16 protein-coding genes and 2 pseudogenes are annotated in these 18,302 nt (G+C 70.9%); 3 read left to right on the top strand and 15 right to left on the bottom strand.

What is annotated here, in order from left to right; all coding sequences use genetic code 11:
- Nucleotides 1-20: 20 nt before the first annotated feature.
- Nucleotides 21-497 (bottom strand): DUF4282 domain-containing protein, encoded by a 477-nt coding sequence (locus tag D471_RS0116685; protein WP_017599679.1) that lies wholly within the window; start codon nt 495-497, stop codon nt 21-23.
- Nucleotides 498-694: 197 nt separating this feature from the next.
- On the opposite strand from D471_RS0116685, the gene D471_RS0116680 reads away from it, so the two are divergent.
- Complete coding sequence (locus D471_RS0116680; protein WP_017599678.1) at nt 695-1,189, top strand: hypothetical protein; 495 nt, start codon at nt 695-697, stop codon at nt 1,187-1,189.
- Nucleotides 1,190-1,224: 35 nt separating this feature from the next.
- Here D471_RS0116680 and D471_RS0116675 read toward each other — a convergent pair whose 3' ends face one another.
- The gene (locus D471_RS0116675; RefSeq protein WP_017599677.1) at nt 1,225-1,923 is read right to left on the bottom strand and encodes a TetR/AcrR family transcriptional regulator; all 699 of its coding nucleotides are present in this window, start codon (nt 1,921-1,923) and stop codon (nt 1,225-1,227) included.
- Between the two features lie 136 nt (nt 1,924-2,059).
- On the opposite strand from D471_RS0116675, the gene D471_RS0116670 reads away from it, so the two are divergent.
- Nucleotides 2,060-2,992 carry an NAD-dependent epimerase/dehydratase family protein gene (locus D471_RS0116670; RefSeq protein WP_017599676.1) on the top strand — a complete coding sequence of 311 codons (933 nt, stop codon included), beginning with the start codon at nt 2,060-2,062 and terminating at the stop codon, nt 2,990-2,992.
- 111 nt (nt 2,993-3,103) lie between these two features.
- On the opposite strand, the gene D471_RS0116665 is transcribed toward D471_RS0116670, so the two are convergent.
- The 13 genes and pseudogenes from D471_RS0116665 to D471_RS34740 form a co-directional block, all read right to left on the bottom strand.
- Nucleotides 3,104-3,853, bottom strand: a complete 750-nt coding sequence (locus D471_RS0116665; RefSeq protein WP_017599675.1) for a YebC/PmpR family DNA-binding transcriptional regulator — start codon at nt 3,851-3,853, stop codon at nt 3,104-3,106.
- Nucleotides 3,850-4,445: pseudogene (pdxT, locus tag D471_RS34745) on the bottom strand (pyridoxal 5'-phosphate synthase glutaminase subunit PdxT). The gene D471_RS0116665 and the pseudogene pdxT overlap by 4 nt, the downstream one beginning before the upstream one ends.
- Nucleotides 4,446-4,520: 75 nt before the next feature.
- Entirely contained in the window at nt 4,521-5,432 is a 912-nt protein-coding gene (pdxS, locus tag D471_RS0116655; protein WP_017599672.1) for a pyridoxal 5'-phosphate synthase lyase subunit PdxS, read from the bottom strand.
- 182 nt (nt 5,433-5,614) lie between these two features.
- A complete protein-coding gene (locus D471_RS0116650) occupies nt 5,615-6,142 on the bottom strand; it encodes a hypothetical protein (RefSeq protein ID WP_017599671.1) in 528 nt (175 codons plus the stop codon).
- A 33-nt stretch (nt 6,143-6,175) separates the two neighbouring features.
- Nucleotides 6,176-7,369 carry a glycosyltransferase family 4 protein gene (locus D471_RS0116645; protein ID WP_017599670.1) on the bottom strand — a complete coding sequence of 398 codons (1,194 nt, stop codon included), beginning with the start codon at nt 7,367-7,369 and terminating at the stop codon, nt 6,176-6,178.
- Complete coding sequence (locus tag D471_RS0116640) at nt 7,366-8,307, bottom strand: phosphatidylinositol mannoside acyltransferase (RefSeq protein ID WP_017599669.1); 942 nt, start codon at nt 8,305-8,307, stop codon at nt 7,366-7,368. The genes D471_RS0116645 and D471_RS0116640 overlap by 4 nt, the downstream gene beginning before the upstream one ends.
- Nucleotides 8,308-8,338: 31 nt before the next feature.
- Entirely contained in the window at nt 8,339-8,968 is a 630-nt protein-coding gene (gene pgsA, locus D471_RS0116635) for a phosphatidylinositol phosphate synthase (protein ID WP_017599668.1), read from the bottom strand.
- A 191-nt stretch (nt 8,969-9,159) separates the two neighbouring features.
- A complete protein-coding gene (locus D471_RS0116630) occupies nt 9,160-9,735 on the bottom strand; it encodes an HIT family protein (RefSeq protein WP_017599667.1) in 576 nt (191 codons plus the stop codon).
- 213 nt (nt 9,736-9,948) lie between these two features.
- A complete protein-coding gene (locus D471_RS0116625) occupies nt 9,949-11,664 on the bottom strand; it encodes a DUF885 domain-containing protein (protein WP_026127793.1) in 1,716 nt (571 codons plus the stop codon).
- An 82-nt stretch (nt 11,665-11,746) separates the two neighbouring features.
- Nucleotides 11,747-12,340 carry a GTP-binding protein gene (locus tag D471_RS0116620; protein WP_017572034.1) on the bottom strand — a complete coding sequence of 198 codons (594 nt, stop codon included), beginning with the start codon at nt 12,338-12,340 and terminating at the stop codon, nt 11,747-11,749.
- Nucleotides 12,341-12,374: 34 nt separating this feature from the next.
- On the bottom strand, nt 12,375-12,791 hold the full coding sequence (locus D471_RS0116615) for a DUF742 domain-containing protein (RefSeq protein WP_369974511.1): 417 nt from the start codon (nt 12,789-12,791) through the stop codon (nt 12,375-12,377).
- A 98-nt stretch (nt 12,792-12,889) separates the two neighbouring features.
- A complete protein-coding gene (locus tag D471_RS0116610) occupies nt 12,890-13,291 on the bottom strand; it encodes a roadblock/LC7 domain-containing protein (protein WP_017599665.1) in 402 nt (133 codons plus the stop codon).
- 440 nt (nt 13,292-13,731) lie between these two features.
- Entirely contained in the window at nt 13,732-16,704 is a 2,973-nt protein-coding gene (locus tag D471_RS34740) for a nitrate- and nitrite sensing domain-containing protein (protein WP_449406568.1), read from the bottom strand.
- 729 nt (nt 16,705-17,433) lie between these two features.
- On the opposite strand from D471_RS34740, the pseudogene D471_RS40860 reads away from it, so the two are divergent.
- A pseudogene (locus D471_RS40860) lies at nt 17,434-18,302 on the top strand (peptidase M15); the annotation flags it as partial.

Raw genomic sequence — 18,302 nt, 5'->3', positions numbered from 1 at the left:
ACCGAGTGACGCGGCTCGGGCTACAGTCCGCGCTGCTTGCGGATCGCGGTGAGGTCCTCGCTGATCCGGAAGACCACGATGAGTATCTCCAGCCCGACGCGGGACAGCAGCACGTAGATCGCACCGATGAGCAGGCTGCCGAAGAGCATGACGATGCCCAGCAACGGTTCCTCGCCCATCGAGATGAAGGAGCTCACCACACCTATCAGCGTGAACAGCCCGATGAGGGCCAGCCACAGGATGAACAGCACCTTGATGATCTTGGGGGTGACGAAATCGCGGAACGAGAAGTCGAACAGCGCTCCGAGGAACCCCTTCCCGGAGGGCCGTGCCCCCTGCGCGAATCCGGGCTGGGGCGGGTAGGGCTGGTTCCCGGGTCCGGCGTATCCCTGGGGCCCGGGACCGCCGGGAGGCGCCCCCTGCGGCCCGAAATACTGTGGCGGCTGCTGGCCGTAGGGCTGGGAGGGATCGTGGGGGTGTTCCGGAGGGGTGCTCATACTGGTTCCTCGGTTGCGGATAGGGGAGCCGCAGCGCACGGAATCGGCGCTGGACAGCGCGCCACACTCTACTCCTCCGCGTCACCGCCCGATCACGCTTCGACACCTCCCACGCGTGTCGAGGACCCGTTGGCCGGAACCGGTCAGGCCGGGGTTCCGTGGGCGGGCGAGGAATCCGCTCGTGCCACCATGACCGGGTGGACGGATTGCTCTGGGAAGACGTGGAGGACCTGTTCGACGCCGAGGTGATGGGGGCCCTGCCGGACGTCGGTGTCCCGGACACCTCGGCGCGGGACTGGCAGTCGCTCCTCGACCTGGTGGTGGAGAGGGGCTGGCGGCACCGGTACTCCGAGGACTCCGTCGTGACTGCCCCGCCGTCGGCGGAGGCCGTGCTGTCCCGCCTCGCTGGCTCCGGGCGCCCGGAACTGCGCGTGTGGCCGACCGACGACGTACTGGCGATCTTCCGGTTCATGTCACCGGAGGAGATCGACTTCGACGTGGATCTGCGGGAGTTGCGGGGGCAGGAACGGCTGGACGTGTTCTGCGACTTCCTGTGCGCGATCGGACGCCGACTGGGCAAGCCGGTCCTGATGGGTTCCGAGGGCGGCGTCGACTACGACCATCCGGCCCTGGGGTTCGACGTCACCGCCGACGGGGTCGTCCGGATGGCGAGCCGAGATCCTCAGCGCTGAGCACTCACGGGGTCGAATCCGGGCGGGCCGTCCCCTCAGGGGCCGGTGAGCCCCATCATGGCCCCCAGGCGCGCCACGTGCTGGTCGAAGGCGGCCGCCCGGTCGCCCACGACACCGTCCAACTGACCGAAGACCTCGAAACCGATCCAGCCGTAGAGCCCCGCCCAGGCGCTGAGGGCGCGGGCCACCACCTCGTCCGGGCTGTCGAGGAACAGTTCACGAACGATCGGGGTGGTCTCCAGCGGCTCCGGGACGGGGGGAAGGTCGCCACCCGCGCCGAGGGCTCCGTCGCGGTGGGCCTCCGCCGCGATACGGCCGAGCACCGCCGTGTCGCGGACGGCGGGGCCGACGGTGTCCTGCGGGGCCTGGTAGCCGGGCACCGGGGAACCGAACAGCAGCGCGTACTCGTGCGGGTGGGCCAGGGCCCACGCGCGCGCCGCGTGGCATGAGGCCCGCCACCTTCCGGTGAAGTCGGCCCTGTCCTGAGTGGCGTCGCCCTCCTCCACCGCCTCTCCGAGAGCGTTGTAGCCGTCGATGATCAGCGCCGTGAGCAGGTCGTCCTTGGACGGGAAGTAGCGGTAGACGGCCGAGGAGGCCATACCGAGCTCGCGGGCGACGGCACGCAGAGACAGTCCCACGGCGCCCTCGGTGGCCAGGTGGCGGCGTGCGGCCTCGATGATCTCCCGGGTCAGTTCGGCGCGGGCGCGTTCACGGGCGGTCTGGCTGGCTCTCATGAGGACAGGCTAACAGAACGGCGATCTTTTTCGAGAGCACTGCTCTTGACTCGTACCGCCGAAACAGAGAGCATTGATCTCAAAGGAGATCACTGATCTCCTATTCGCGCACCCACACAAGAGCGGACACACGGCCATGGGACACCACGTCATCGTCGGAGCGGGCCAGATCGGAGCACCGCTGGCCAGCGCGCTCCATCGCAGGGGGCACCGGGTCACCTTGGTCAGCCGTTCGGGGCGAGGCCCCCAGGAGGTCGAACGGATCGCGAGCGACGCCTCCGACCAGGCACGTCTGACCACGATCGTCAACGGGGCCGACGTCCTCTACAACTGCGCGAACCCGCCCTACCACCGCTGGCCCGAGGACTGGCCGCCCCTGGCCGCCGCGCTACTGGGCGCCGCCCAGGACACCGGCGCCGACTACGTCCTGCTCGGCAACCTCTACGTGTACGCGCCGCCGAAGGGCCCCATGCGCGAGTCCGACCCCCTCGATCCGCTCGGTGCCAAGGCTCTGGCACGGGCGCGGATGTGGCGAGACGCCCTCGCCGCGAGCGAGGCGGGGCGGTTCCGCGTGACCGAGATCCGGTGCGGGGACTACTACGGGCCCGGGTGCGTGAGCCAGTCACACCTGGGTGAGCGGTTCGTTCCCCGTTTGCTCCGGGGCAGGCCGGCGAGCTTCCTCTACGACGCCGACCAGCCGCACACCTGGAGCTACGTCGGCGACGTGGTCGAGGCCCTGATCATGGCGGGTACCGACGAGCGCTCCTTCGGACGCGCCTGGCACGTGCCCTCCAACCCTCCGGTGAGCGCGCGCCACATGGCCGAGGAGATCGGGCGGATCGCGGGGCTGGACACGGTCGACGTCAGCGTCATGCCGCGTTGGCTGGTGCGGGCACTGGGTGTGGCCTCGCCGACCCTGCGCGAGATGGAGGAGGTCCGCTACCAGTTCACCCGGCCCTTCGTGGTCGACTCCACGGACTTCCAGGAGACCTTCGGCCTGGCACCGACCCCCCTGGAGACCACCCTGAAGGAGACGGTGGAGTGGTGGCGCGAGCACCTGAACACCTGATTGACCGCCGGTTCCCCACGTGGCTCCGGCGGTGTGCTCGGTTCGGGGCTCACAACGCCGGTGGCCGCGCCCCCGCGGGGGTGCGGCCACCGGCGTGGGTTCGCCGAAGGGTCAGCCGATCTCGGCCATGACCTCGTCGGGGATGTCGGCGTTGGTGAAGACGTTCTGCACGTCGTCGGAGTCCTCCAGCGCGTCCACTACGCGCATCACCTTCTTGGCGGTCTCGGCGTCGACCGGGACCTCCATGGTGGGCAGCCAGTTGGTGTCGGCGGACTCGTAGTCGATCCCCGCCTCCTGGAGAGCCGTGCGCACCGCGACCATGTCGGTGGCCTCGGAGACGATCTCGAACGCCTCACCGATGTCGTCGACCTCTTCGGCGCCCGCCTCCAGCACCGCCAGGGTCACGTCGTCCTCCGTCGTGCCCTCCTTCGGCACGATGACGACGCCCTTGCGGTTGAACAGGTAGGACACCGAACCGGCGTCCGCCATGTTCCCGCCGTTGCGGGTCACGGCCACGCGCACCTCGGAGGCGGCGCGGTTGCGGTTGTCGGTCAGGCACTCGACGAGCATCGCCACGCCGCCGGGCGCGTAGCCCTCGTACATGATGGTCTGCCACTCGGCGCCGCCGGCCTCCTCACCGGAGCCGCGCTTGCGGGCGCGTTCGATGTTGTCGAGCGGCACCGAGTTCTTGCGCGCCTTCTGGATGGCGTCGTAGAGCGTCGGGTTGCCTTCGGGGTCTCCACCACCGGTCCGCGCGGCCACCTCGATGTTCTTGATCAGCTTCGCGAAGAGCTTGCCGCGCTTGGCGTCGATGACGGCTTTCTTGTGCTTGGTGGTGGCCCACTTTGAGTGGCCGCTCATGCGTGTCCTTTCACGATGTCGACGAAGAGGCGGTGGATGCGCGCGTCGCCGGTCAGTTCGGGATGGAAGGACGTGGCCATCAGGCCGCCCTGTCGTACGGCGACGATCCTACCGGCACCGTCGGTACCCGGGACGCGACCGAAGACGGTCACCTCCGGCCCCACCGACTCCACCCAGGGCGCGCGGATGAACACCGCGTCGAACGGCTCCTCGCCGACGCCTTCCAGGGGGACCGCCGCCTCGAATGACTCGGTCTGCCGACCGAAGGCGTTGCGGCGCACCGTCATGTCGATGCCGCCGATCGTCTCCTGACCGTCGATCCCGCCGAGCAGGCGGTCGGCCAGCATGATCATCCCGGNNNNGCCACCCCCGCCTCGATGCGCTTGCGTAGCGGCTCCAGCAGACCGTACCGGACGGCCAGCTTGGACATGGTGGTGGACTCGCCTCCGGGGATGACCAGGGCGTCGACGGTGTCGAGCTGGTCGGGCCCGAGCACCTTGGCGGTCCGCACGTCCAACTGCTCCAGGACGTGCAGGTGCTCGGCGACGTCGCCCTGGAGGGCGAGGACGCCGATGGTGGGTCTGGCGGTCAAGAACGGCCTCACTCGTCGTGTCATCGATCGATACGCGGGCGCGGGTGGCGGGCGGACCCGCCACCCGGAGCCGGTCTACCAGCCCCGACCCGCGTAACGCTCGGAGTCGGCCAGGTCATCCAGGTTGATACCGACCATCGCCTCGCCCAGACCACGGGACACGCGCGCGATGACGCCCGGGTCCTCGTAGTGCAGGGTGGCCTGCACGATGGCGTCGGCGCGCCTGGCCGGGTCGCCGGACTTGAAGATGCCCGAGCCGACGAACACGCTCTCGGCGCCCAGCTGGCGCATCAGCGCCGCGTCGGCCGGGGTGGCCACGCCGCCCGCGGAGAACAGCGGCACCGGGAGCTTGCCCAGGGTCGCGACCTCCTTGACGATCTCGTACGGTGCGCGCAGCTCCTTGGCGGCGCCGAACAGCTCCGCCTCGTCGAGCCCGCCCAGACGGCGGATCTCGCCGCGGATCGACCTCATGTGGCGGGTGGCCTCGACGACGTTGCCGGTCCCGGCCTCGCCCTTGGAGCGGATCATGGCCGCGCCCTCGGCGATGCGGCGCAGCGCCTCACCCAGGTTGGTCGCCCCGCACACGAACGGGACGGTGAACGCCCACTTGTCGATGTGGTAGGCCTCGTCGGCCGGGGTGAGGACCTCGGACTCGTCGATGAAGTCGACGCCGAGGTGCTCCAGCACCTGGGCCTCGACGAAGTGGCCGATGCGGACCTTGGCCATGACCGGGATGGAGACGGCCTCGACGATGCCGTCGATCATGTCCGGGTCGGACATGCGGGCCACTCCGCCGTCCTTGCGGATGTCGGCGGGGACGCGCTCCAGGGCCATGACCGCGACGGCACCGGCGTCCTCGGCGATCTTGGCCTGCTCCGGGGTGACGACGTCCATGATGACGCCGTTCTTGAGCTGTTCGGCCATGCCTCGCTTGACGCGCTGCGTACCGACGGCGTTGTCGGCGGTGTTCGATGCGTTGGTGGCCACGGTGGTGGACTCCCGTCCCGTAGGTGTTGACAGCGTGGGTAGGGCCCGGAACGGCGGCGGCGGTCACGCGGGGGTCCGCGGATACCTCCGGCGCCGCGCACCCTGGGTCTACCGACACTCCATCGTAGTTCCTCCCCCTACCGACCACTTTGGCCAGATCGGTGTTTTCGCGGGTCGGCCCCTTACAGGGTGTCGGGTCCGGCCGGTGGCGGGGGGATCGCGGGGGGTTCGTCGTCGATCTCGAAGAAATCCGGAAGGGGTGCCGTACCCGCCAGGCGCAGAGCGCGCGGGAGCCGGGACCGACGGGCGCGGCGGGTGTCGGCCACGGCGTCGTTGTGGAAGGTGCGGGCCAGGTGGACGCGCCGGGCCGCACTGGCCACCTCGGTCAGGTGGTCGGGGAGCCCCCCGAACGCGTCGGATGGTTCGACGGCCGCGCGCAGCGCCCGCGACAGCGCGCTCTCGGCCAGTTCGCGTTGCGTCTCCGGTGCCCGGCGCGCGGCGGTGGCGGCGTCGGCGAGCGCCCGGGCGCGCTCGGGTGGCAGGCCGTCCGCGGCGACCAGGTCCAGGACCGCGGAGCCGCGTCGCAGCAGCGCCGCGTCCAAGGCGGCGCGGGTGGTCTCCACACGGTGGTGGAGGCGGTCCAGCCGGGTGGCCCGCCACGACAGGTAGAACGCGACCAGCACCAGCGCGAGAACCGCCGCGGCCACCATGATGACGAACAGGACGTCCTCGACCAGGACCGATCACCCCACCCCGCGGCGCAGCAGCGCACTGGCGCGGGGGCCGCTGTCCAGGCGGACCCCGGCGGCGGGCGCGCCGCCCCACATCAGGACGGTCTCGTAGACGCGGACGATCTCGGCGGCGACGGTCTCCCAGTCATAGGCGCGCACGGCACGGCGTGCGGCGGCGCCCAGTCGGGCGCGGCGGGCGGGGTCGTCCAGAAGCACTCCGACCCGTTCCGCGAGATGGGCGGGGTCGCCGGCGCGGAAGAGCTCGCCCGCCCCGCCCCCGTCCAGGACGGACGCGAAGGCGGGGATGTCGCTGGCGACGATCGCCGCCCCGGCCGACATCGCCTCGGTGAGGACGATCCCGAAACTCTCCCCGCCGAGGTTGGGCGCGCAGAACACGTCGGCGGAGTGGTAGGCGCGCACCTTGTCGGCGTCGTCGAGCCGTCCGAGGAGGACGACCCGGTCACGCAGGTCGGCGGGAACCGACTCCAGGGCGGGTCCGGGGTCACCGGGCCCGGCCACCAGGACCCGCAGCCCCGGGCGCTCGGACGCGAGCAGCGCGAAGGCCTCCAACAGGGTGGCCAGGCCCTTGCGCGGTTCGTCGAGGCGGCCGAGGAAGGCGAGGGAGCCGCCGTCCCCGGGCCAACCCGGCAGCGGGTCGGCGTGGGCGAAGCGGCGCACGGACACGCCGTTGGGGATGAGCACGGCGTCCCCGCCGAGGTGTTCGACCAGTGTGCGCCGGGCCGCCTCGGAGACGGCCACGCGCGCGTTGATCTTCTCCATGGCCGAGCGCAGCGCCCCCGACCCGGCCGACATCGCCCGGGAGCGCGGGTTGCTGGTGTGGAAGGTGGCGACCATGGGGCCGTCGGCCGCCCAGCACGACAGCAGGGAGACGCTGGGCGCCGAGGGTTCGTGGATGTGCAGCACGTCGAAGGCGCCGTCGTCGATCCACCGGCGCACCCGCGCCGCGGTGCGCGGTCCGAAACTGACGCGCGCCACCGAACCGTTGTAGGGCACGGGGACGGGGCGGCCCGCCGGCACCAGGTGGTCGGGCAGGTCGGTGTCGGCCTCCCCGACGGGGGCCAGGACCGACACCTCGTGGCCCATGCCGGTCAGCGCGTCGGCCAGGTCGCCGACGTGCTGCTGCACCCCGCCCGGGACGTCCCAGGCGTAGGGACAGACCAGGCCGACACGCATGCCCACGGTCACGCGCCCCGTTCGAGACGCCGGAGCGCCTCGGACCGCTCCCGCTCCAGGCGGTCGGCCTCGTGGTCGGCGCTAAACACGGTCTGGAGCATGTGCCAGTCCTCCGGGTGGGCGGCGATCTCACTCTGGAAGACGCGGGCCAGCTCCTGGGTGGTGGCCCGGATCCGTTCACTGCGTGTGGCGCCGGAGGCGACGGGGACCTCGTCGTGGACGCGGATGTTCCAGTACGGGCCGTCGTACCACAGGGAGACGGGCATCAGGGCGGCGCCGGTGTTGAGGGCCAGGGCCGCCGGTCCGGACGGCATGCGCGCCGGTTCGCCGAAGAACTCGACCTCGGGTCCGCCGCCGCCGAGGTCGCGGTCGGCCAGCAGGCACACCAGTCCCCCGGCGCGCAGCCGCCGCGCCAGGGTCCCGACGACGTCCTTGCCACCGGTCAGCGGCAGGACCTCCATGCCCAGGGACTCGCGGTAGGCGGTGAACCGCTGGAAGAGCCGTTCCGGGCTCAGCCGCTGGGCGACCGTGGTCAGCGCGAAGCCCCGCATGGTGATCCAGGCTCCGGCGTGGTCCCAGTTGCCCATGTGCGGCAGGGCCGCGACGACGCCGCGTCCGGATCTCAGGTTTCGCTCCAGAGCCTCGATCCCGCTGTGCCGGGTGTGCGCCAGCACGTGTTCGCGGTCCATCGCGGGCAGGCGGAACATCTCGTAGTAGTAGCGCATGTACGAGCGCATCCCGGCACGGGAGAGCGCGCGCAGCTGCGCGTCGGTGGCCTTGGGGCCGAGCAGGCGGCGCAGGTTGCGTTCAAGCCCCCGGGTCCCCTCGTTGTGGTTGCGCCAGGCGTGGTCGGCCATCCGCTCGAACACCGCCCGGCCGACGCGTTCGGGTGAGCGCCGCACCATCGTCCACCCGGCCGAGTAGGCCAGGTCGGCCATGCGTTCGTCCACGTCGTGCTTCCTCGTCCTCCCTGGGAGCGGCTCAGGCCCCGCTGTTGGCGCCGTTGGTGTCGACGTCCCTGGGACCCTCGTCGAGCTCGTTCAGGCGCGCTCGGGTCTCCACGAGCCGCTGGAGCACGGTCAGCAGGGTCATGCCCGCGAGCAGCCACAGCCCGCCCGCCAGGACGTAGGGGACGCCGAACCCGCCGACACCGGCGGCGACCAGGATGATGATGAGCCGTTCGGTCCGCTCGGCCATGCCGACGTCGCAGTTGACGCCGAGCCCCTCGGCCCTGGCCTTGATGTAGGAGACCATGAACCCGGTGATCAGGCAGAAGAGGGTGACACCCGCGAGCAGGGGTTCATCGCCCTCGCCGATGAACCACCACAGGAGCCCGGCGAGGATGGCGGCGTCGGCGACCCGGTCGAGGCTGGAGTCGAGGAAGGCGCCGAACGAGCTGGCGCTGTCGTTGGCTCGGGCGACCGCGCCGTCGAGCATGTCGAAGAGCGCGAAGACGGTGATGACGACCGATCCGGCGTAGAGCTCACCGCGCGGGTAGAAGTACAGGGCGCTGGCGACGACCCCCACTGTTCCGATGACGGTGACGATGTTCGGCGTAAGGCCGATCCGGGCCAGACTCCGGCCGAGCGGAGTGGTGACCCGGGAGATCATGGGGCGAAGGATTCTCAGCATGTCTTCTTGTGATGGTAGGGCGGGAACGGTCTCGGGGGTGGGATCCGCGCCCGGCGGGGGTGGCGCGCCGCCCGGTCGTCGGTGCGGGCGGCGCGGGACGGCTGGGCGTGGGGGCGTGTGTGGCGGACACGTCCTCTGCCGCGCGACGGGGGGCGTCCACCCCGCACGACCTAGTCCACGGGCCAGTGCTCGGCCAGTTTTCGGCGGGTCTGTTCCAACATCTCGGGCAGGATCTTGGTGTGGCCGATGACCGGCATGAAGTTGGTGTCGCCACCCCAGCGGGGCACGATGTGCTGGTGCAGGTGGGCGGCGATCCCGGCACCGGCCACGGTACCGAGGTTCATGCCGACATTGAACCCCTGGGGCCCGTAGGCGTCGGTGAGCGCGCGGATTCCGGCCTGGGTGAGGGCCGCGACCTCGGCGGTCTCGTCCTCGTCCAGCGCGGTGTAGGCGGACACGTGGCGGTAGGGGCACACGAGCAGGTGTCCGCTGTTGTACGGGTAGAGGTTGAGCACGACGAAAGCGGTCTTGCCTCGAGCGACCACGAGTCCCTCGGCGTCATCGAGCCCGGGCGCCGCGCAGAAGGGGCAGCCGTCCTCGGGGCCCGACCCGGTGGGCTTGCCCTCGCCCTTGATGTAGGCCATGCGGTGCGGCGTCCACAGCCGCTCCCACCCGTCGGGGGTCCCGGTCCCCGCGCCGGGGGGGTTGGACTGCCCGCCCTGGGGCTCGTTCTCGACACCGCTCATCGGTTTTCCGGGGCGGGTGCCCCGGTCTCGCACCGGGGAGGGAGCCCCTGCCTCCTTCGTCACGTCTCTCATGGGATGCTGCGTCCCCAGCATAGGAGCACAACGGGAAGGTGCCGCGCCGCAGGCGTCCTTTGAGGGTGGTGGAGGGCGACGGGCGGGCACCGCGCCGCAGGCGCCCGTGAGAGGGAGCGATTGCGTCGCAGGCCCGGGAAACTAGTACGGCCCCTCCAATCCCAGGAGGGTGCGCAGGTGGCGCGGTGGCGGAGAACCGTGCGCGAGCATCGCGTCATGGCGCTCTCGCTCGGTGAGCCCGGGCCGGTGGGCGGCGAGGTCGCGGGCGATCTCGGCGACCTCGGTGTAGCCCACGTAGTAGGTCGACAGCTGCGCGCTGGTGAGCTGGGCCCGGCGCCACTTGCCGACCGCCTCTCCCTCCTCCTGGTGACCGCGCTCGGTGAGCAGGGCGATCGCCTCGGCCTCGGTGATGTCCCGAGTGTGCGTGCGCACGTCGAGGACGGCGTTGAGGACCGCCCGCAGCCGCATCTTCAGCTGGATCAGCCGCAGGGCCAGGTTGCCGCGGCGCGCCGCCGCGGCGGTGCCGTCGGCCCAGCCGTGGCCCGCGAGCACCTCCTCGGCGTAGACCGCCCACCCCTCGACGAACGTGCCGCTCCACAGCGTGTTGCGGACCCGCGTCCCCCCGTCGTGGCGGGCGGCGTGCGCGAGTTGCAGCGCGTGGCCGGGGACGGCCTCGTGCACCATGAGGTTGCGCAGCATCGTGCCGTTGTACTCGCGAAAGAACGAGTCCTGGCGTGCCCGCGGCCACTCCCCGGGCGGTGGGGCCACCGCGACGAGGGTGGGCAGGTTTCGCGCGTTCGGGTCCAGCGGCCCCGGCGGGTCGCAGTAGGCCACGGACACACCGCGCCGCGACTCGGGCATCGGGATGATCCGGACCGGGTCGTCGTGCACGGTGACCAGGTCCAGTTCGCGGACCCGGTCCCACAGGTGGGACAGCGCGTCGGCACAGGCCGGACGGATCCCGTCGGCGTCCGTGGCGGTGGCGTCGGCCAGTCCGGCGAGCACTTCGGCGACCTGGCCGGAGCGGCGGGGGCGCCCCTCGTACTCGGCGGCGACCTCGGCGATGACCTCCTCGGTGGCGAGCAGGTCGCTCTCCGCGCGCACCAGCAGCGCCTCGGGGGACAGTTCGGAGTCCAGCGTGTACCAGAGCTGGGCGGCGAAGTCGCGCGCGCCCAGCCGGGGGTCGGCGGTGGCGGTCTCGACCCGGTCGCGCAACCAGTCCCCGTACTCCCCGACCGCCGCGAGGGCGGCCTCGCGCGCGGGGTCGACCCGGGAGGCCAACGCGGGCTCCTGGGCGAGCAGGGACGAGATCCCGTCCGTGAGCAGCGCGCGGGCCCCGCCGAGTTGGGCCAGGGCGGTCTCCACGTGCACACGCGGCATGCCCGGCCCGTCGGAGAGCCGGGTGCGGGCGGTGTCGAGGTAGTCGGGCAGCGCGGCACAGCGCGCGGCGATCGCCTCCAACCGGTCGGGCACCGGCAGTGAGTCGCGCTCCAGCAGCGCGTGGACGGCCTCTCCCGGTGAGTGGAGCAGGGGGTTCCAGGTGCGCGGACGCAGCTCGGCGGTGTGCCACAGGTCCGCGCTGACCTTGGCGCGCAGGATCTCCAGGTCGACCAGGTCGCCCTCGGGGATCAGGTCGCCGTCGATCTCGTCCAGTGACCCCAGGGCGTCGGTGAGCACGGCGATACGACGCGCGTCGGCTTCGGCGGAGTGGTCGGACAGTCGGGCCGCCCCTCGGGCGTCACCCAGCTCCAGTGCCCATTCGGGCGCGTCCTCCAGGAGGGCGTCGAGCACCTGTTCGGCCACCCGTCGGAACCGCTGTGTCATCGCCTCGGCGTCGGGCTGGGAGGGAGAGCTCATTCCCCCATGATGCCAGCACGGACGCCCGGTCCCCGCCGTGCGGGAACCGGGCCGTGCTCTGTGCGGGACCCCGGCCCGGTGGCTAGCGCCAGGAGTTCTGGCCGCCAGTGGAGGTGGGCTGCCCTGCCGCGCCCTCGGGGTCCCCCACCGTGATGGCGTGCTCGACGAGGGTGATGAGCGTCGACTTGGTGGAGGCCCGGTCACGGGCGTCCACCTGGACGATGGGGATCTCGGGGCTGAGCGTCAGCGCGTCCCGGACCTCGTCCGCGGCGTGGGGATAGTAACCGTCGAACCCGTTGATCGCCACGATGAAGGGCAGGCGCGCCTCCTCGAAGTAGTCGATCGCGGGGAAGCAGTCGGCCAGGCGCCGGGTGTCCACCAGGACGACGGCGCCGATGGCGCCCTTGACGAGGTCGTCCCACATGAACCAGAACCGGTGCTGTCCGGGGGTGCCGAACAGGTACAGGATCAGGTCGGAGTCGAGGGAGACACGGCCGAAGTCCATCGCCACGGTGGTGGTCTGCTTGTCCGGCGTCTTGGCGAGGTCGTCGACCCCGACGCTGGCGCTGGTCATCACCGCTTCGGTGGTCAGCGGCACGATCTCGGAGACGGAGCCAACGAATGTCGTCTTCCCGACACCGAAGCCCCCGGCGACGACGATCTTGACCGACGTCATCGCGTTCCCCCCAGCACCGCCTTCCTCGGCTGGGCTAGAGCTTGCGAAGTCCACTGAGCACCCTTTCAAGCAGGTTGGTGTTGGGACGGGCGTCGTTGTTCAGCGAAGACCTGATCTGGACTAGTCCCTGCTCGGACATGTCCGCCACAAGCACCCGTGCCACACCGAGCGGCATCCGCAAGAGGGCGGAGATCTCCGCCACGGACCGCCACTCCCGGCACAGGTCGCTGATCGCCTGCCACTCGGGCGTCAGCGTCCCAGACTCGTTACGGGCCGCCGCCGTCGCCGAGATCAGCGCCTCCAGGGGAAGCTGCGACTTCGGCTTGGTGCGGCCCTTGGTCACGGCGTAGGGGCGGACCAGTGAACTGGGCGCGCTCCCCGCCGCGGGTCGTTGTTCATACGGTTGTTGGATTGGTCGAGGAACATCTCCGCCGCCCGGCACAGACGGGATCCCTCCGGTGGAGGGACCGCTCGGCTGTTGTCCGAACCACGAGGCGCTCCCGGCATCTCTACTGTGAGGTGCCACCACTTCCTCCTGTCGGTGGTGGATCAGTGGATTCCCGAGGTGCGCGCCGTTGGTGTCAGCGCCCGCCCCGCCCGCTCGACGAGCAGGGTCATCTCGTACGCGACCAGACCCAGATCACTCTCGGCCGCAGCCAGTACCGCCAGGCAGGAACCGTCGCTGATGGCCATGATGAGCATCAGCCCCCGTTCCATCTCCACGACGGTCTGGGCGACCGCTCCGCCTTCGAACACCCGGGACGCTCCCTGCGTCAGGCTGGAGAGGCCGGAGGCGATGGCCGCCAGCTGGTCCGCCCTGTCAGTCGGGAAGCCCGCCGACGAAGCCAACGGAAGGCCGTCAGAGGAGACGACGATCGCGTGGGCGACATCGGGAACCCGGTCGGCAAAGTCAGTGATCAACCAGTTGAGCTCATTGACCTGTCGACTCATCTGATCTCCTGTCCAAGTTCGCCGGCTGGTCTCACCGCACTGCTACCGCCGGCACGGCATGTGACAGCACTGTTCCTGCGTCCTGCCCGGTCCCGCCTGAGGGGGCGGCCACCGGGGGTCTGGTGTTCGACTCTCGTCAAGCGCTGGGTGTAGCCCGTCCGAGAAGCTCGGTAGATGCTATTGCATCCGGCTTCCGCGAATAAGGGGGACCCCGTCCCACCATGTTCCACTGAGGTCATCCCTCCGTCGAGCCCTCACCCAGCTGGTGCCGCCCTTCCCGGACGCCCTTCTGGAAGCCCGCGAAGCGGTTGCGGACACGGTCCGCGCTGCGCGTGGGCATCTGCTTGAAGTTCTCCGGTCGTGGGGCGGTCCCCGGGACAAGGTTTGCCTTGGGAACCCGTTTTGGCAAGCCCGAGGTAGTCAGACCACCTGCGAGCGGCTCAGCCGCGGTGCGCGCGGCCTTCCACCCGCGGTCGGCCGCGGACTGCCATTCGCTCTCCGAAGCGCCGCTTTGGCCACTCTGGCCGCTCTGGCTTTCCTGACCGCTCTGACCAGGGCGGGAGNTCCGCGTCGACCTGCCGCATCGGTCCGGTCTCGGTGGCGTCCACCGTCGGGCCGCCGCTGCGGCGCTTGAACCAGTTGGACTCGATGGCGTCGAAGATCGGCAGCGAGTCGGAACCCTCACCCGCCGGGGTCGGCGGCACGACGGTGCTGTTCGGCCCCTGGGCGCCCCCGTAGCGGCGGGACAGGTACGCGGTCGACCCGTACCCCTCGCGAGAGTCCGTGCCGCCCGTACGCCAGTTCCCGGTGTCGTTGGACGACGGAGCGGCGGGACGCTCGGGCGTCGACGGGCGCGAGGTCCAGTCCGAGGAGACCGCGGGGAAGGACTCGGTGTCCTCACCCGACGGGGCGGCGGGGCGCTCGTGGGCGCCGGTGGTGTCCCTGCCGGAGGCGGTGCCGTTGTCGGCGTGGCCGTCCGCCGCGGGCGTCGGGTTCCCGAAGAAGTCCTGGGAACGGTCGTCGGAACGCCCGTGGCTCCCCGTGTCGGTGGGGCGGCTGAACGCCCCGGTGTCCGTGGGACGGGAGAACGCCCCGGTGTCCGTGGGGCGGCTGAAGGCCCCAGTGTCCGTGGGACGCGAGAAGGCGGAAGTGTCGCTGGGACGGCCGAACGAACCGGTGTCCATCGAGCGGCCGGGCGTCCCGTCCCCGAACACCGACCCGCCGCCGTCCTCGGAACGGGGAGCGGGGTCGAAGAGGCTGCGGCCCGTGCCGTCGGGCCGGGTCTCCTCCTCGTCGGAGACGTCGTAGGGGTCGACCACCGGCTGGGCGTCGTTCAGGTCGGAACCGTTCGACCCCGTGGTCCCGGCGCCCCTGGTCGGCTCGAACATCGATCCGCCCGTGCCCTGGCCGGTGTCCCACAGGTCCTGGCCGCTCGGCGGGTGCTCGTCGCCGCGGCTTCCGCCGGGCTGGCGCTTGGGCAGACCGCCCAGGGAGCTGAGGTCGGACCCGGCGTCCTGTCCCTGCCACGGGTCGCCGGGCTCGGCGGGCGCGGGGCTGGAGGCGAAGGCCGCCTCGGCCTCGGCGTAGGTGTTGGGCGCGCCGGCGGACAGCTCGGGGCGGGCCTCGGCGCCGCCGACGGCGTGCTGACCCTCGACCGGGGTGATGAGCAGGTCCGCCGGGAAGATGATGCGGGCGGTGGTGCCGCCGCCGTGGGCCTCCATGAGGGTGAGTCGGACGCCGTGGCGGTGGGCCAGGCGCGAGACCACGAACAGACCCATGCGGCGCGAGACCGCGACGTCGATGACGGGCGGGGCCGCGAGGCGGGCGTTGATCGCCGCCAGGTCCTCGGGAGCCATACCGATACCGCTGTCGGTGACATCGACCTGGACACCGCCGTCGGCGAGGGTCTTGGCGCTGACCAGGACCTCGGTGTCGTGCGGCGAGAACGACGTGGCGTTCTCGACCAGCTCGGCGACCAGGTGGATCACGTCGTTGACCGGACGGCCGAGCACGGAGATGTGGGAGGGAGCGCGCACGTTGACGCGCTCGTACTGCTCGACCTCGGAGACCGCGCCGCGCAGGACGTCGACCAGCGGGACGGGCTGAGCCCACTTGCGGGTGTTGTCCTGGCCGGACAGAACCAGCAGGTTCTCGTTGTTGCGGCGCATACGCGTCGCGAGGTGGTCCAGCTGGAACAGGTCGGAGAGGCGGTCGGCGTCCTGCTCGGACTGCTCCAGACCGTCGATGAGGCGCAGCTGCCGTTCCACCAGGGTCTGACTTCGGCGGGAGAGGTTGACGAACATCGCGTTGACGTTGCTGCGCAGGGCGGCCTCGTCGGAGGCCAGCGTCAGGGCCACGCGGTGGACGTCGTCGAAGGCGCGGGCCACCTCGCCGATCTCGTCGTTGGTCTCGACCTCGATCGGGGTGACCCGAACGTCGGGGGCGCTTCCCGCCTCCTGCATCCGGTTGATCGCGTCGGGAAGGTCGCGCTCGGCGATGCGGCGGGCCCCGTCTTCCAGGGTGCGCAGGGGGCGCACCAGGGAGCGGACCACGAGCGAGGTCAGGATGAACACCGCGAGGAGGACCAGAGCGACGACGACGAGGTCGGTGATGGTGCGCATCATGGCCGCGTTGCCGAGCTCGTCGGCGTCCTCCGCGATCGCCCCGGCGATCTCACTCTCGACCGTCTGGAGGAGGTCGAGCGCGGTGTCGGCGATCTCCTGGTAGTCCTCGGGACCGTCGTTGGAGGTCACACCGGTCAGGGAGTCGTTGCGTTCGGCGCGGTACATGACGCGCATGCGCATCGTGGAGACCTGGCTGACCTCCAGGCCGGTGAAGTTCTCGTCGAAGATCGCGCGCTGCTCGACCGAGGCGGCCTGGACGAAGTTGGAGAGCTCGTTCTCGTACCGCGCGCGGCTCGACTCGATCGCCTCGGCGATACCACCGGTCATCGTGTTGCGCGAGAGCGAGTGGCTCATCAGCGCGGTCTCGTAGGAGAGCTGGTCGCGCGCGCTGGACAGCGCGGTGAGGGCACGCACGGCCTCACGCAGGTCGGTGTCGGAGCTCTGGTCGGCCATGGTCTGGTTGAACTCGCGCAGCGACCGAGAGATCGTGCGGTAGTTCGTGACCACGGGCAGGACGGTCACACGGGTCTCGTCGACCTCGTTGCGCAGGGAGTCCAGGCTGTCCAACTGGCTGAGCATGGTGTCGAGGCGGGTCTGCGCGAGACTGCCGTCCATGTCGCCCATCGCGGAGAGCTCGGCCGTGAGGCTGGTCTGGAGCTCGCGGGAGGCGTCGCGTTCCTCCTCCAACCGCTGGCGCAGCTCGTCGGAGCGGCGCGTGGGATCGGGGTCGTCGGAGATGTAGACCGCGCTCGCCGAGCGTTCCCGACCGAGCTGGTTGGCCAACTCCACGATGATGACACCGACGTTGGCGCGGTCCTCGATGTGCGCGTGGGTGATGGTGGTGTCCGTGGACTCGTAGACCCTCAGACCACCGAGCGCGAGGGCCACGGCTGTGGGGATGACGATGAGGGCCACCAGTCGGGAGCGCACCCGCCAGTTACGTGGCCGCCACCAGTCGGCTCTGCGCCGAGGCGCGGCATCGGCATGTTCGGCCTGCGCTGCCCCGCTCTGCGCATTGGCCCCGCTTGCTGTCGCTCGTGTCGACACGGACCCTCGCAACCTTTCGTGTCACCGCCTCGAACGGCTGTTGAACCCAGGGATTGACCACTCCTGACCGAAGAGGCCCTCGGATGGGATCGGATCGGACCATGCGGCCCGCCGGATCAGGAAGCGGTGGGAGTTTGGGGAAGATGGGAAGACTGTCCGCCGGACTCGCCTGGGAGGAGAGGCGCCGCCCACCTAACAGGATTCTTAGGTGCGCGTGCGGTGGATAGCGTACCAATGGGCGAGAAGGACTCGCTTCGACCGTTTGATGGCCTTCGGCGGGATCATCCACGCGCATCCGGACCCATCCTGCCCCGTACGTCGACATTTTGACCAACTTCCCAGGTCATCCGTGCTGTCCGAAAACCCCCATTCAGGCCTGGTAACTATTTGGACACGCACCCAGCCTCCCCATCACGACCGACCCGACATGACATCGTGACATGACGTATATGCAGGTCCGGGGAGGAACTGATGATGCGCACCCCGTCGCGCCCATCTCCGCGCACGGTCAGTACCGGCTTCCGAACCGAGCGTTCCCGCGACATCCGACGCGACTTTTCGGTCAACACCGCTCTCGCATGGGGGACGGCTCTCCTCCTCGTCCTGTCCTCCGCCGCGTCGGGCGCGGCCCACGCGACATCCGACTCCCCGGAGGAGACCGAACTCGGCGACGTGCGCGTGGAGCTGGCGGTCCTGCGCGCCGAGCTGGAGGACCTGCGCGGCACCGCCGTGGAGCGGATCGCGGACTACCGGCACGAGGCCGAGCACCTGGCCGAGGTCTCCGCCCGCCGGAAGGCGGCCGACGAACGGGCCGCCACCGCCCGGGCCCGGCGGAAGGACTCACGCCTGGCCGCCGCGCGCCATGCCGCCACCGCTTACAAGGGCGGGGCACCGCACCCGGCGGCGGCCTGGTTCGGTGGGCCGGAGGAGCTGCTCGAACGCGGGGCCTACCTGACACTGCTCGCCGGGCACCGCACCGCCGAGCTCGACCGGGCCGAGGCCGCGCGCGTGGCGGCGGGCACCCTCGCCGACCTGGCCAGGGGAGCCGAGGAGGAGCAGTCCGAGGCCGCCGAGACGGCGGCCGCCGCCCGCGAGCGCGCCGAAGCCGCGGTCAGCACCCAGGAGGAGCGGTTCGAGGAGCTGCTGGACGAGCGGAGCCGGCTGGAGACGCTGCTCGCCGAACGCCGCGCGACGCGGGGGACCGAAGCCGCTTCGGAGGAGGCTGAGGAGGCGGAAAGGGCCGATGGGACGGAAGGGGACCATGTGGCTGACACCGGCCACGCGGTGACCGCTCCGGCCACGAGCACCTTGGCGTGCGCGAGCGGTGACGGCGGCGGTCA

The sequence above is a fragment of the Nocardiopsis lucentensis DSM 44048 genome (assembly GCF_000341125.1).
Lineage (GTDB): Bacteria > Actinomycetota > Actinomycetes > Streptosporangiales > Streptosporangiaceae > Nocardiopsis > Nocardiopsis lucentensis.
This window is presented reverse-complemented; position numbering and strand designations above follow the sequence as displayed.

Bases quoted from the DNA above. Each gene is read 5' to 3' on its own strand.
- D471_RS0116650 (WP_017599671.1), bottom strand. From the start codon at position 6,142: ATGGTGGCCGCGGCGGTTCTCGCGCTGGTGCTGGTCGCGTTCTACCTG.
- D471_RS0116610 (WP_017599665.1), bottom strand. From the start codon at position 13,291: ATGAGTCGACAGGTCAATGAGCTCAACTGGTTGATCACTGACTTTGCC.
- pgsA (WP_017599668.1), bottom strand. From the start codon at position 8,968: ATGATCTCCCGGGTCACCACTCCGCTCGGCCGGAGTCTGGCCCGGATC.
- D471_RS0116675 (WP_017599677.1), bottom strand. From the start codon at position 1,923: ATGAGAGCCAGCCAGACCGCCCGTGAACGCGCCCGCGCCGAACTGACC.
- D471_RS0116625 (WP_026127793.1), bottom strand. From the start codon at position 11,664: ATGAGCTCTCCCTCCCAGCCCGACGCCGAGGCGATGACACAGCGGTTC.
- D471_RS0116665 (WP_017599675.1), bottom strand. From the start codon at position 3,853: ATGAGCGGCCACTCAAAGTGGGCCACCACCAAGCACAAGAAAGCCGTC.
- D471_RS0116620 (WP_017572034.1), bottom strand. From the start codon at position 12,340: ATGACGTCGGTCAAGATCGTCGTCGCCGGGGGCTTCGGTGTCGGGAAG.
- D471_RS0116630 (WP_017599667.1), bottom strand. From the start codon at position 9,735: ATGAGCGGTGTCGAGAACGAGCCCCAGGGCGGGCAGTCCAACCCCCCC.
- D471_RS0116670 (WP_017599676.1), top strand. From the start codon at position 2,060: ATGGGACACCACGTCATCGTCGGAGCGGGCCAGATCGGAGCACCGCTG.
- D471_RS0116685 (WP_017599679.1), bottom strand. From the start codon at position 497: ATGAGCACCCCTCCGGAACACCCCCACGATCCCTCCCAGCCCTACGGC.